We start from the raw sequence: 12,601 nt of genomic DNA on the forward strand, positions 1-12,601 counted from the left end.
GACACGTGCGAACGGCGGAGTGATTGTGACGCTCAAGGACAGGCGCAGGGACGACGGCCCGGGGACGGAGTCCTACAAGCACGAGGCGCTGCGGCGGCTGCTCCAGGCCGACATCGCCCGGATGCGGCCCGACGAGGCACTGCCCACCGAACGGCAGCTCGCCGAGCGGTACGACGTCAGCAGAGCGACCGCCCGGCGCGCCCTCCAGGCGCTGCGCGAGGACGGCCTCATCCGCAGTGTCCGCGGCGTGGGCACCTTCGTCTCGCACCCTCAGATCACCAAGACGTCGACGCTCACCTCGTTCTCCGAGGACCTGCGCTCGCGCGGCTACCACCCCAGCGCCGAACTGCTCGCCGCGGAGGTGGTCGAGGCGGACCTGCACCATGCCACGGCCCTCGGTGTCGACCCCGGCACCGCCCTGCACCGCATCGAACGACTTCGCCTCGGCGACGACTTCCCCATCTGCCTGGAGACCGTCTACCTCTCCGCCGAACGCTTCCCGAGCCTCGACGAGTCACTCCTCAAGGGCTCGCTGTCGGAAGCACTGCAGAACACCCACGGCGTCCGGGTGGTCCGGGCGACCCAGCAGATCCGGGCGGTGAACGTGACCGGCCGCCAGGCCCGCCTCCTCGGCGTCAAGGAGGGCTCCGCCGCCCTGCTCGTACGACGCACGGCGTTCGACGACACGGGGCATGTCGTGGAGTACGGCGAGTCGTTGTGCCGTGGCGATCTGTACGAGTTCTCGCTGGTGGTGACGAAGTAGCCCCTCCTCGCTCCGAGTGCGCCGCCGCCGCTCTGCTGTCGGCGAATCTGCTGCGGGCCGAGATTCCTTCCGCGAGGCCGTCGTCCGGCCGAGGGTGGTGACACCGCGGCGATCGTGGCCGCGCCACCAGAAGGAGGAGCGATGGCACCATTCAGCAGCGCCCTGCAACCCAGGGCCGAGGAGGGGGACACCCCGCCGTCCCGGTTCGACGACCATCTCGCCGCCCAACTCCTCAACCAGCGCATCGTGTTCCTCGGCACGCAGGTCGACGAGGTCTCCGCGAACCGGGTCTGCGCACAGCTGCTCCTGCTCTCCGCGGAGGACTCGCGCACCGACATCGGCCTCTACATCAACAGCCCGGGCGGCTCGGTGCACGCGGGCCTGGCGATCTACGACACGATGCGCCTCATCCCGAACGACGTGTCGACGCTGGCGATGGGATTCGCCGCGAGCATGGGGCAGTTCCTGCTCACCGTCGGCACCCCGGGCAAGCGCTACTCGCTCCCGAACGCGCGGATCATGATGCACCAGCCCTCGGCCGGCATCGGCGGCACCACCGCCGACATCGCCATCCAGGCCGAGAACCTCCAGTTCACCAAGGAGAGCATCGAGCGGATCACCGCCGAACACACCGGCCAGAGCGTGGAGACGATCGCCCGCGACGGCGACCGCGACCGCTGGTTCACGGCCGAACAGGCGAAGGAGTACGGCATGGTCGACCGGGTCGTCGAGGCCCTCGACGACGTCCGCCCGGCCTCCTCGAAGCGACGGATGGGACTCTGACATGAGCCAGTACACGATCCCGAACGTGGTCGAGCGCACCCCGCAGGGCGAGCGCGCGTACGACATCTACAGCCGGCTGCTGTCCGAGCGGATCATCTTCCTCGGCACCGAGATCGACGACGGCGTCGCCAACGTCGTCATCGCGCAACTGCTCCACCTGGAGTCGTCCGCTCCCGAACGGGAGATCGCGATCTACCTCAACTCGCCCGGCGGATCGTTCACCTCACTCATGGCGATCTACGACACGATGGGCTACGTCGGCGCGCCCATCTCGACGTTCTGCGTCGGCCAGGCCGCCTCGACCGCCGCGGTGCTCTTGGCCGGGGGAGACCCCGGCCGGCGCTTCATCCTGGAACACGCGCGGGTGCTGCTGGGCCAGCCCGCGAGCGGCGGTGCGCGGGGCACGGTGTCCGACCTGAGCCTGCAGGCCAAGGAGATGATCCGCATCCGCTCCCAGGTCGAGGAGGTCCTGTCCCTGCACACCCACCACCCCGTCGAGACCCTGCGCGCCGACATGGACCGCGACAAGGTCTTCACCGCGCGGGAGGCGGTGGCGTACGGGCTGGCGGACGAGGTGCTCAGCCGACGGCTGGTGCCCGCGGCGGCCTGACGATGTCGCTGTCGCCGCCGCAGAGCCTCAGCGGGCCCGGGGCCTCAGGCGGCAAGCCGGATGTCGCCCAGCCGGGACCGCGCCTCGGTACGCCGGGGCGCGGTGCGGGACCCGGACCTGAGGGGCTGGGACGTCAGGGGCCGGGTCCTGAGGGGCTGGGCCGGTCGCGCGAGCCGGCCGTGTGCCAGGGCGAGCAGATCGGCGAGGCCGAGCCCGAGCGCGTGCGCGGCGGCCGCGAGGACCTCGGACGAGGCCTCCTTGCGGCCCCGCTCCAGCTCCGAGAGGTACGGCATCGAGATCCTGGCCGCCTCGGCCACGTCCTTGAGTGTCCGCTCCTGGGCGAGCCGCTCACGCCGCAGCACGTCACCCACGACGTCACGCCACAAGGGCTCCTTGGGCGCCGGCTCCTCCGGCTTCACCGGCGCGGCCGGTACGGGTCGCAGGGGAATGACACGGGCTTCGTCGGACGCGTGGCTGCTCACCTCTCCACCCTAGAAAGCGGCGCGCAATTCGGGGAGGTCATGACGTTCTGCCCTCGGCGAAGCCCGGTCCCTCACCGCTCCGGGAGCCGCTGTCGCCACCGGGCCCGTAGCGGCTGCCACCGAGGGCTCTCGCGCCCCCACGGTTCGGGAAGGTCCGCCGCGCCTACTCCCGCCCGCGTCCTGGGGGTTCAGTGGGCGTGCGGCTCGTCGCGGTGCACCGGGCCGTGCGGGGCCTCGCAGTGCGAGCCGTCGTCGTAGGCGGCCCCGGTGCGGACCTCCAGGACCTCGGCCGGGACGTGGTCGACCTGCAGGGTGGTGTGGCTGATCTCGTGGTCGCTCTGCAGGATCTTCTCCAGGTCCCGGCGCACCGTGTGGCAGTCAGCGACCGGCTCGACCAGGACGTGCGCGGACAGCGCGGGCTGGCCCGACGTGATGGTCCACACGTGCAGGTCGTGCACCTCGGAGACCGAGGGGTGCGCGACCAACTGGTCACCGATGCCGTCCGGATCGAGATGCGCGGGCGCCGCCTCCAGGAAGATCCGCCCCGACTCCCGTACGAGTCCGTAGCCCGCCTTGAACATGAGGGCCACCACGACCAGCGTGGCGATGGCGTCGGCCCGCGCGAAGCCCGTCAGGAGCACGATGAGACCGGCGATCGCGGTACCGATGAACGCGAACAGGTCGTTGAGTATGTGCTGGTAGGCGCCCTCGACGTTGAGCGAGGAGCGGTTGGCCTTCGAGATGCACCAGGCCGCCGCGATGTTCACCACGATGCCCGCCAGGGCCGTGCCGAACACCAGCCCGCCCTCCACCTCGGGCGGGTCGATCAGCCGCCGTACCGCCTCGTACGCCAGCCAGGTGCCGAGCAGCAGCAGCGTGAGCCCGTTCGCCTGGGCGGAGAGGATCTCGGCGCGCTTGAGGCCGTACGTGAAGCCTCCGCGGGCCGGCCGTGCGGCCAGCCGCATCGCGATGAGTGCCAGCACGATGGAGACGGCGTCGGTCAGCATGTGCGCCGCGTCGGAGATCAGGGCGAGCGACTGGGCGAGGATGCCGATGACGACCTCGGCCGCCATGAACGTGGTGATCAGTGTCAGCGCGATCGCGAGCCAGCGGCGGTCCGCGTCCGCCGACACACCGTGCGAGTGCCCCGCGTGCCCGTCCGACCCGTGGTGGTCGTGGTGCGCGCTGGTCATGTGTGTCCCCCTCGATGCGGTGTCCGACCTCCGCAGTGAAGCGCACCTCGCGGAGATCGGCAAAGGCTGCACCGGTGACCGTTGTCATCATCGTTAACAGGCCTCTGACCTGCGGCGAAGAATTCCCGGCGGGTCGGGTCAGGCGCCGAAGAGCTGTGTCCAGTACGTACCCGCCGAGCCGCCGCCCGCGAAGCCGACGCCTATGTGGGTGAAGTCCGGCTTGAGGATGTTGGCGCGGTGGCCGGGGCTGTCCATCCAGCCCTGTACGACCTCGGCGGCGGAGCGCTGGCCGCAGGCGATGTTCTCGCCGATGGTGCGGCGGGTGCTGCCGGCGGCCGCGGCCCGGTGCCAGGGTTCGCTGCCGTCGGGGGAGGTGTGGGAGTAGAACGCGCGGGCCACCATGTCCGCGCTGTGCGCCTGCGCCGCATTCGTGAGCAGGGCGTCCACGGCCAGCGGTCGCAGACCGGCCCGGGTCCGCTCGGAGTTGGTGAGCGCCACGACCTCCGCGGCCGTCTGCGCCAGCCCGCCGGGGGTGAGGGGCCGGGCCCACAGCGCCGTCCAGTAGAGGGTGCCGGAGCGGCTGTCGGGCACGTACGCCACACCGGCCTCGGTGAACGCCGGGTCGTGGATCGTGCGTCGGGACTGCTCTCCGGACAGGCAGTACTCCACGAACCCCGCGGCGTCGCGCGGGCCGGAGACCAGGTGCTCGCCGACCGTGAGATACGCGTAGCCGCTCGAGGTGAGGCGCTGGTAGACCGAGAGCCCGTCCGCGCCCTCGGAGCCCAGGCTGCCCCGCGCGGCCATGCCCGCGGCGTGCGTGTGTGCCGCGGTGGTGAGGCGGGCGTCGAGGGACACGGGTGGGGCGCCGACGGCGGCGCGCGCGGAGTTCACGAGACGGAGGAAGCCGTCGGGGGCGGGAGCGGAGGCAGGGGAGCCACCAGTCGAGGGGGTTCCGGTGTTCCCGACCGGAGCGCGGCCGTTGCCTCCGCCCGGCGTGCGACCCGTGGTCCCGGCCGGGGCACGGCCGGAACCACGGAGGCGTCCGAGCCCGGTACGCGCGGCGTTGAGGGCCGTCGCGACACCGGCGCCCCTGGAACCCGGGGCCCCGGAGCTCCCTGGAGCTGCACCGCCGCCCGCCCCCGCGTCGGCGTCCTCGCTCACCACGACCCCGAAGTCCCGTGCTATCCCGGCCAGTCCGTCCGCGTACCCCTGGCCCAGGGCGCGCAGCTTCCACGTGGTCCCGCGGCGGTAGATCTCGGCGAGCAGCAGGACGGTCTCCTGCTGGGGGCGGGTCGGCGTGAAGCGGGCGAGCACACCGCCGCCCGGTCCGGTCACGCGCAGGGTCGGAGCGGGGAGCCGGCCCAGGGCGGTGCCGGGCTCGGCGGGGCTGACGACGACGGTGACGCGACTCGCCCCGGTCCGCAGCGCGGGCGGGTCCACGGTGAGCTTCTCGCCCTGCAGCCGCGCACCGGGCGCGGTCGGCTGGTTGTAGAACACGAAGTCGCCGTCGCCGCGCACCTTGCCGCTGTCGTCGGTGATGAGCGCGGACACATCGAACGGGCCGGGCACATGAAGGGTCAGGGTGCCGCCGGGCAGGGGCAGATTGCCGCCGGGAACCAACTCGCTCATCGTGCCGCCTGTCGGGGTGCTGGTCACTGTGCCCGCCCCGTGGGGCGCTGCACGGACAACGTTCCACGGGTGCGCGGGGGTTCCTGAGCCCCGAACCCCGGCTCTGTCAGCCTGCCGCCCGTGCCAGCAGGCCGGACAGCAGGACCTCGAGCGACTCGCGCAGGGCCGTGGTGAAGTCGAGGCGCAGGACCGCCAGTTCGGGGTCGGACTCGTACACCGCGAGCACGGCGGGCGACGGGTGCGCGTGCGGCCAGGCGGCCGTGACCACCATGAGCGCGCCGGCGATGAACCGTACGGCGTCCCGCTCGTCGAGTTCGGGTACATGGGTGCGGACCTGCTGCGCCAGGGCGAAGACGTTTCCGATGGAGGAGCGCTTGTACCGGGCGGCGACCTCCGTCGACACGTTCCGTTCCAGGACCGCGGCCTGCGCGCTGATCAGGTCGCACAGCACCGGACGCTCGGCGAGGGCGTCCGTCAGCGCCGCGGCCACCCGGTCGGCCCGCTCGGTCACCGGGGCCTCGGCGTCGACGGCCTCGGGGAGCGCGGTGTCGAGGTGCTCCAGCACCTCCTGCGACGCGGTGCTGAGCAGCTCCAGAAGGACGGCCTCGCGGGACTCGAAGTAGCGCAGCACGTTCGACTTCGCGAGCCCCACCCGGCGGCTCAGTTCGTTGAGGCTCACCTGCGCCACGGGCATCTCGCCGAGCATCGCGGCCGTGGTGTCCAGGATCGCCTTGCGGCGCACGGCGCGCTGCTCCTCGCTGCGGGCGCGCTGGAAGGTGTTTGCCATGGACGCAGTCTACAGACCTACGGTCTGTTGTTATCGGACCGGCGGTCTGCTAGCTTGAAATGCAACAGACCACCGGTCTCCTATATCTGGGAGTGCCGTGCGAACACCGAAGGAGTCATCGTGGCCACCTCATATGTCGTCCCTGACCAGACCGGGAAACTCGCCGTCGTCACCGGCGCCAACAGCGGCACGGGCAAGGAGACCGCGCGCCGCCTGGCGGAGGCCGGCGCCCGTGTCGTCCTGGCCGTGCGGACCGTCGCCAAGGGTGAGCAGGCCCGCGCCGAGATCCTGGCCCGGCACCCGCACGCACAGCTGGAGGTCCGGCGCGTCGACCTGGCGGACCTGGCCTCCGTCGAGGCGTTCGCCGATGGGATCCTGGCCGACGGCACCCCGCTCGACCTACTCGTGAACAACGCCGGTGTGATGGCTCCGCCCGCCCGGATGACCACCGCCGACGGCTTCGAACTCCAGATGGGCAGCAACTACCTCGGCCCGTTCGCCCTCACGGTCCGGCTGCTGCCCGCCCTGCTCGCCGCACCGGCGCCCCGCGTGGCGACCATGAGCAGCGGCGTCTCGAACTTCGGCCGTATCGCCTTCGACGACCTCCAGTGGGAGAGCCGCCGCTACAGCCCCATGCTGTCGTACGCCCAGTCCAAGCTCGCCGACCTGATGATGACCCGGCAGCTTTCCGCCATCGCCGCCGAGCGCGGCTGGAACCTGCTGAGCACGGCCGCGCACCCCGGCTACACCGTGACCAACCTCCAGACCGCAGGGGCGAGCCTCGGAAGCGACAAGCCGAAGCGCGCGCGGTTCACCTCGGTCGGCATCCTGCCCAAGCAGCAGGTCGAGGAGGGCACCGAACCGCTGCTGTACGCCGCCACGAGTCCCGAGGCGGCGGCGGGCGCCTACTACGGCCCGGGTGGCAGGTTCGGACTGGTCGGCCCGACCGCCGCCGCCCGCATCACGCGTCGCGCCCTCGACGCGGAGGCGAACCGACGCCTGTGGACCGAGTCCGAACGCCTCACCGGAGTCGCCCTCACCGTGGCCGTCGCCTGAACGGACCCGCAGCACGGGGGCGGCGTCCGAAGAAGCCTGGACCGGGTGCCAGACTGCCCCCATGGATGAGCGCGTATTCGGCAGGTCAGGACAGCAGGCATCGGTCGTGGGACTCGGCACATGGCAACTCGGTGCCGACTGGGGCGACGTGGACGACAAGGAAGCCCTCGCGGTCCTGGAGGCCGCCGCCGAGTCGGGCGTGACGTTCTTCGACACGGCCGACGTGTACGGGGACGGGCGCAGCGAGGAGACCATCGCCACCTTCGTGCAGAGCAGGCCCGACCTGCATGTGCTGGTCGCGACCAAGATGGGCCGGCGGGTCGACCAGGTCCCCGAGAACTACGTACTCGACAACTTCCGTGCCTGGAACGACCGTTCGCGCCGCAACCTCGGCGTCGACCGCATCGACCTGGTGCAGCTGCACTGCCCGCCGACCCCCGTCTACTCGTCGGACGAGGTGTTCGACGCCCTCGACACCCTGGTCGAGGAGGAGCGGATCGCCGCGTACGGCGTGAGCGTCGAGACCTGTGACGAGGCACTGACCGCGATCGCCCGGCCGGGTGTGGCCAGCGTCCAGATCATCCTCAACCCGTTCCGTATGAAGCCCCTTCAGCGGGTCCTGCCCGCCGCGCGGGAGGCCGGCGTCGGCATCATCGCCCGTGTGCCCCTCGCCTCCGGGCTGCTCTCCGGCAAGTACACGAAGGACACGGTCTTCGCGGAGAACGACCACCGTACGTTCAACCGCCACGGTGAGGCCTTCGACCAGGGCGAGACCTTCTCCGGCGTCGACTACGCCACCGGGGTCGAGGCGGCCGCCGAGTTCTCCGCGCTCGCCCCGGAGGGCGTCACCCCGGCCCAGCTGGCGCTGGCCTGGATCGTCCAGCAGCCCGGTGTGACCACGGTCATCCCCGGTGCCCGCTCGCCCGAGCAGGCCCGCGCGAACGCGGCAGCCGGCAAGCTGTCGCCGCTGTCCACGGAGACGCTGGCCGCGATCTCCGACCTGTACGAGCGGCGGATCAAGGAGCAGGTGGAAGGTCGCTGGTGATTGTCGGCTGCGGGCCGGTGGGGGCTTGTCGCGCAGTTCCCCGCACCCCTGAAAGCCAAGGCCTGCGGGTCCCCGCGCCCTGAAAGGGGCGCGGGGAACTGCGCCTCGGCCACGGACGGCCCGCAGCCTCAGAACTACCGTTCGCCCCCTGCGGGGAACCCCTGGGCCCGGGCCACCACGATCACCACCGGAATCAGCAGCAAGAGCACGCTCAGCGGGAGCGAACCCGTGCCGAGGCGGTCGAGAAGGACGCCCCCGGCCACCCCTCCGCCGGCCATCGCCGCGTTCCACAGGGTGACGAGCGCGGCCTGCGCGGCGTCCGCCGAGTCGCCGCCCGCGTCGGTCACGGCCGTCTGCAACAGGGTGGGGGCGCCTCCCCAGCCGAGCCCCCACAGCGCCACCGCGGCGTAGACGAGTGCGGGGCTGTCGGCAGGCACGGCCAGGAGCGCGGCCGCCACGGCGACGAGCAGCGCGCTCGCGAACGTCAGGGCGCGCAGGCGCCGGTCGATGCGCGCACCCACGAACCAGATGCCGGCCAGGGACGAGACGCCGAACACCAGCAGCACCAGATCCGTCGAACCGCCCATGCCCAGCCGGTCCAGGAACGTGGCGATGTACGTGTAAAGGATCGTGTGGGCCAGCACGAAGACCAGCGTGACGAACAGGACCGGTGTCACCCCCGGAATTGTCAGGACCCTCAACATGGGGACCCGGCCCGCCCGTTGCGGCCGACCCGGCTGGTCCGCAACGCCCGCCGCGATCCAGCCGAGCAGGGCGACCGCGAGCACGGTCATCAGCGCGAACGTCACCCGCCAGCCGAGCACTTCGCCGAGGAAGGTCCCCGCGGGCACGCCGAGCGACAGCGCGACCGGTATGCCCGTCATCACGATCGCGATCGCCCTGCCCTGCAGATGGACGGGTGCCAGTCGGCGGGCGTACCCGGCGAGCAGCGCCCAGGCCAGGCCCGCGGCCACACCGGCGACGAACCGGGCCACCATGGTGAGGGAGTAGTCGGTGGAGACGGCGGTCACCGTGTTGGCGGCGGCGAACCCCGCCATGGCCGTGAGCAGCAGCCGCTTGCGCCGCCATCCCGCGGTGGCCGCGGACAGGGGGATCGCGGTGAGTGCGGTCCCGATCGCGTAGACGGTGACCGACTGACCCATCGCGGACTCACCGACGCCGAGGTCGGCACTCATCGCGGGCAGCACGCCCGCGGGCAGTGTCTCGGTGAGGCTCGTGACGAAGACGGCCGTGGCCAGGGCGAGGAGCGCGGCGAGAGGGAGCCCGCGGGTCTCGACTCCCTCGGCCGGCTCGGAGGAACCGGTCGGATCTGTGGTGTGGGTGCTCATGCGGCGTATGCTCGAACCCTCACATTGATGTGAAGGTCAAGCGGCGAAGTGCGAGGTCGGTCGGATGCGGATCGGGGAGCTGTCGGAGCGCACCGGCATCCCGCGGCGGTTGCTGCGCTACTACGAGGAGCAGGGCCTGATCACGCCCGAGCGCTGCGAGAACGGCTACCGCTCCTACGACGAACGCCTCGTGGACCGCGTCCAGCAGATCCGAGGACTGCTGGACGCCGGACTGCCGACCCGGATCATCAAGCAGATCCTGCCCTGCCTCGACGGGCCCGGCACCATCCACTTCCCCGATCCGACCCCCGAGATGCTGACCACGCTGGAGCTCGAACTCGACCGCATGACCCGGCGCATCGACTGCCTCGCCCGCAACAGGGACGCGATCGCCGCGTACCTCGAAGTGGTACGCGGCGACGGTCGGTCCGTAGGGGCCTGATCGGTTCAGGCGGCCCGTTCCCGGGCCCGCTGGGCCGCCTCGCGCACGGAACCGCGGTGCACGGGACCGTGACCGGGCAGCAGGACGTCACCCGAGAGCGCCTCGAAGGCGTCCAGCGAGGACAGCGCCCCGGGGAGGTCCCGGTGGAACATGGTCGGCAGTAACTGCGGGCCGCTCGTGCGTGAGGTGGGGTGTCCGCTCACCAGCCCGTCGCCCGATATGACGATCCCCGCGTCCGGCAGATGAAAGGCACAGTGGCCGGCCGTGTGGCCGGGGGTGTGCACGGGAACGGGGCGGCCGGGCAGGTCGAGAGCGCCCTCGCCGGGGAACGGCCGTGGCTCGGTGACCGGGACATGGGCGGTGCCGCCGGAGCGCAGCGCGTGCACGGCCCACGGCACCACGCCGGGCCGCCAGGCGTTCTGCAGCACCCTGCCGATGGTGACCTGGTGGAGGAAGTCCCGGCGCGCGTGCGGGACTTCGGCCTCGTGCGCGTAGACAGGCGTGCCGTACGTACGGCCGAGGTACTCCGCCGAGCCGATGTGGTCGTTGTGGGCGTGCGTGACGAGTACGGCCGCGACGGCCTCGGGCGAACTGCCCACGGCCGACAGGGAGGCGAGGACGCTCTCGCGGTCTCCGGGGTAGCCCGTGTCCACGAGGGTGACGGCGTCCCCCTCCGTGAGAATCACCCAGTTGGTGTTGCTGCCGTGTACCAGATGGATGCCATCGGCGACTTGCTGGATGTCTGCCTGCATGATCGTCCCGAACCTAGAGGTCCCCGCCTGACGGGACTCAGCCAAGCAGATCCGCGGGCACCTCAGCGCAGTGGGTCGGCCGAAGCGCGCATCGACCGCAGCGCCAGGAGCAGTACACCGATGTCGTCGAAATAGGCGGGGTCGGGCATGAGATCGGTCGGCAGCACGACATAGGCGACCGCTCCCCAGAAGACCCAGCGAGGGCCGGTCGGAAGACCGGCTCGACGGAGGTCCCGCCGGGTACGGACCAGCCGCACCAGCAGCACGACCGCCGCCCCGAGAGCCACCGCCAGCACGGCCGCGACGGCGAGAACCAGAATCCACGTGTTGGTGTCCATCAGCCCTTCCCCGACTCGTCCGGTGCTCCTCTTCGGATGCCCAGGTTCGCCCGGTTCACCACCGGCGAGCCGGTCCGACACGCGGCGCGGGACGTCGGCATGCCCTCGGCCACCCCCTACTCTGTGCTGTCGATTGATCACCTTGAGCGAACAGTGGGGTGTGCGTGTGAAGATCGCCTGCGTCGGCGGTGGGCCCGCCGGTCTGTACTTCTCGATCCTGATGAAGCTTCAGGACCCGGACCACGACATCACGGTCCATGAACGGAACCCGGCCGGTTCGACCTACGGATGGGGGGTGACGTACTGGGGGAGTCTCCTCGACAAACTGCACGAGGGGGATCCGGAGTCGGCGCGCGTCGTCGAGGAGAACTCGGTCCGCTGGAGCGACGGGGTCGCGCACGTCGGTGACCGTACGACGACGCACCACGGCGACGAGGGATTCGGCATCGGCCGCCGGCAACTGCTGGACCTCCTCGCCGAGCGCGCCCGGTCCCTGGGCGTACACGTCGAGTACGAGCACGAGATCGCCGACGGTGACCGACTGCCCGACGCCGACCTGGTCGTCGCCTGCGACGGTGTCCACAGCGGGGTGCGCGAGCGGCACGCCGACCGCTTCGGTACGGAGGTCGGGCTCGGCCGGAACAAGTACATCTGGCTGGGCACCACGAAGGTCTTCGACGCTTTCACGTTCGCCTTCGTGGAGACACCGCACGGCTGGATCTGGTGCTACGCCTACGGGTTCAGCGCGGACCACAGCACCTGTGTCGTCGAATGCTCCCCGGAAACCTGGACGGGCCTCGGCCTCGACCGGGCCGACGAGACGGAGGGCCTCGTCCGTCTGGAAGAGCTCTTCGTCAAACTTCTGGACGGGCACCGGCTGATCGGCCGGGCGAACACCGGCGGCAGCGCGCAGTGGCTGAACTTCCGCACCCTCACCAACCGCGCCTGGTCCCACGGCAACGTCGTCCTGCTGGGCGACGCCGCCCACACCACGCACTACTCCATCGGCGCGGGCACCACCCTCGCCCTGGAGGACGCCATCGCACTCGCGGGCTCCCTGCGCGCGGAGCCCGAACTCACCCCCGCCCTCGTCGCGTACGAGAAGGAACGCAAGTCCGAGCTGCTCTCCGTGCAGAGCGCGGCCCGGCACAGCGCCCAGTGGTACGAGAGCCTGCCGCGCTACATCGGCCTGCCTCCGGCGCAGATGTTCGCGCTCCTGGGCCAACGGCACTCCCCGCTGCTGCCGTACGTACCCCCGCAGCTCTACTACCGGATCGACCGGGCGGCAGGGCAGCTCGAAACGCTGCGCAGACTCAAGCGCTGGCTCGGTCCGAAGGTCGCGCGGACCCTGCACGCCAAGCGAGGCTGACGC

Annotated in this window: 14 protein-coding genes; 7 read left to right on the plus strand and 7 right to left on the minus strand. The window is 71.3% G+C overall.

Translation table 11 applies throughout. The features are described 5' to 3' along the window. Nucleotides 1-25 precede the first annotated feature (25 nt). The 3 genes from OG718_RS48030 (at nt 26) to OG718_RS48040 (ending at nt 2,156) form a co-directional block, all read left to right on the plus strand. Entirely contained in the window at nt 26-763 is a 738-nt protein-coding gene (locus OG718_RS48030; RefSeq protein ID WP_143633996.1) for a GntR family transcriptional regulator, read from the plus strand. Between the two features lie 141 nt (nt 764-904). Beyond that, nucleotides 905-1,546: an ATP-dependent Clp protease proteolytic subunit gene (locus OG718_RS48035; protein WP_143633998.1), complete on the plus strand. Its 642-nt coding sequence runs from the start codon at nt 905-907 to the stop codon at nt 1,544-1,546. A gap of 1 nt (nt 1,547) precedes the next feature. Further along, nucleotides 1,548-2,156: a ClpP family protease gene (locus OG718_RS48040; RefSeq protein WP_306941814.1), complete on the plus strand. Its 609-nt coding sequence runs from the start codon at nt 1,548-1,550 to the stop codon at nt 2,154-2,156. Between the two features lie 44 nt (nt 2,157-2,200). Here OG718_RS48040 and OG718_RS48045 read toward each other — a convergent pair whose 3' ends face one another. From OG718_RS48045 to OG718_RS48060, 4 genes are all read right to left on the minus strand, one after another. After that, on the minus strand, nt 2,201-2,638 hold the full coding sequence (locus tag OG718_RS48045) for a helix-turn-helix domain-containing protein (protein ID WP_143634002.1): 438 nt from the start codon (nt 2,636-2,638) through the stop codon (nt 2,201-2,203). Nucleotides 2,639-2,826: 188 nt separating this feature from the next. After that, nucleotides 2,827-3,831 (minus strand): cation diffusion facilitator family transporter, encoded by a 1,005-nt coding sequence (locus tag OG718_RS48050; RefSeq protein WP_143634004.1) that lies wholly within the window; start codon nt 3,829-3,831, stop codon nt 2,827-2,829. Between the two features lie 138 nt (nt 3,832-3,969). Then, nucleotides 3,970-5,460: a CAP domain-containing protein gene (locus OG718_RS48055; protein WP_328847963.1), complete on the minus strand. Its 1,491-nt coding sequence runs from the start codon at nt 5,458-5,460 to the stop codon at nt 3,970-3,972. Nucleotides 5,461-5,566: 106 nt separating this feature from the next. After that, the gene (locus OG718_RS48060; protein ID WP_143634006.1) at nt 5,567-6,247 is read right to left on the minus strand and encodes a TetR/AcrR family transcriptional regulator; all 681 of its coding nucleotides are present in this window, start codon (nt 6,245-6,247) and stop codon (nt 5,567-5,569) included. Between the two features lie 120 nt (nt 6,248-6,367). Here OG718_RS48060 and OG718_RS48065 point away from each other — a divergent pair, with 120 nt between their 5' ends. Beyond that, nucleotides 6,368-7,303, plus strand: coding sequence for an SDR family oxidoreductase (locus tag OG718_RS48065; protein ID WP_143634008.1), 936 nt, complete (start codon nt 6,368-6,370; stop codon nt 7,301-7,303). A 61-nt stretch (nt 7,304-7,364) separates the two neighbouring features. Then, nucleotides 7,365-8,348, plus strand: coding sequence for an aldo/keto reductase (locus OG718_RS48070; RefSeq protein ID WP_143634010.1), 984 nt, complete (start codon nt 7,365-7,367; stop codon nt 8,346-8,348). A gap of 134 nt (nt 8,349-8,482) precedes the next feature. On the opposite strand, the gene OG718_RS48075 is transcribed toward OG718_RS48070, so the two are convergent. Further along, the gene (locus tag OG718_RS48075; protein ID WP_328847162.1) at nt 8,483-9,697 is read right to left on the minus strand and encodes an MFS transporter; all 1,215 of its coding nucleotides are present in this window, start codon (nt 9,695-9,697) and stop codon (nt 8,483-8,485) included. A gap of 64 nt (nt 9,698-9,761) precedes the next feature. On the opposite strand from OG718_RS48075, the gene OG718_RS48080 reads away from it, so the two are divergent. Continuing rightward, nucleotides 9,762-10,139: a MerR family transcriptional regulator gene (locus OG718_RS48080; RefSeq protein ID WP_306941821.1), complete on the plus strand. Its 378-nt coding sequence runs from the start codon at nt 9,762-9,764 to the stop codon at nt 10,137-10,139. A 5-nt stretch (nt 10,140-10,144) separates the two neighbouring features. Here the strand turns inward: OG718_RS48080 and OG718_RS48085 are convergent, their stop codons facing one another. Further along, nucleotides 10,145-10,891 carry an MBL fold metallo-hydrolase gene (locus OG718_RS48085; RefSeq protein WP_143634016.1) on the minus strand — a complete coding sequence of 249 codons (747 nt, stop codon included), beginning with the start codon at nt 10,889-10,891 and terminating at the stop codon, nt 10,145-10,147. Nucleotides 10,892-10,953: 62 nt separating this feature from the next. After that, nucleotides 10,954-11,229, minus strand: a complete 276-nt coding sequence (locus tag OG718_RS48090; protein WP_143634018.1) for a YkvA family protein — start codon at nt 11,227-11,229, stop codon at nt 10,954-10,956. A gap of 166 nt (nt 11,230-11,395) precedes the next feature. On the opposite strand from OG718_RS48090, the gene OG718_RS48095 reads away from it, so the two are divergent. Next, nucleotides 11,396-12,598, plus strand: coding sequence for an FAD-dependent monooxygenase (locus OG718_RS48095; protein ID WP_306943872.1), 1,203 nt, complete (start codon nt 11,396-11,398; stop codon nt 12,596-12,598). Nucleotides 12,599-12,601: the final 3 nt, after the last annotated feature.

This window comes from Streptomyces sp. NBC_00258, from assembly GCF_036182465.1.
In the GTDB taxonomy this organism is placed as follows: domain Bacteria; phylum Actinomycetota; class Actinomycetes; order Streptomycetales; family Streptomycetaceae; genus Streptomyces.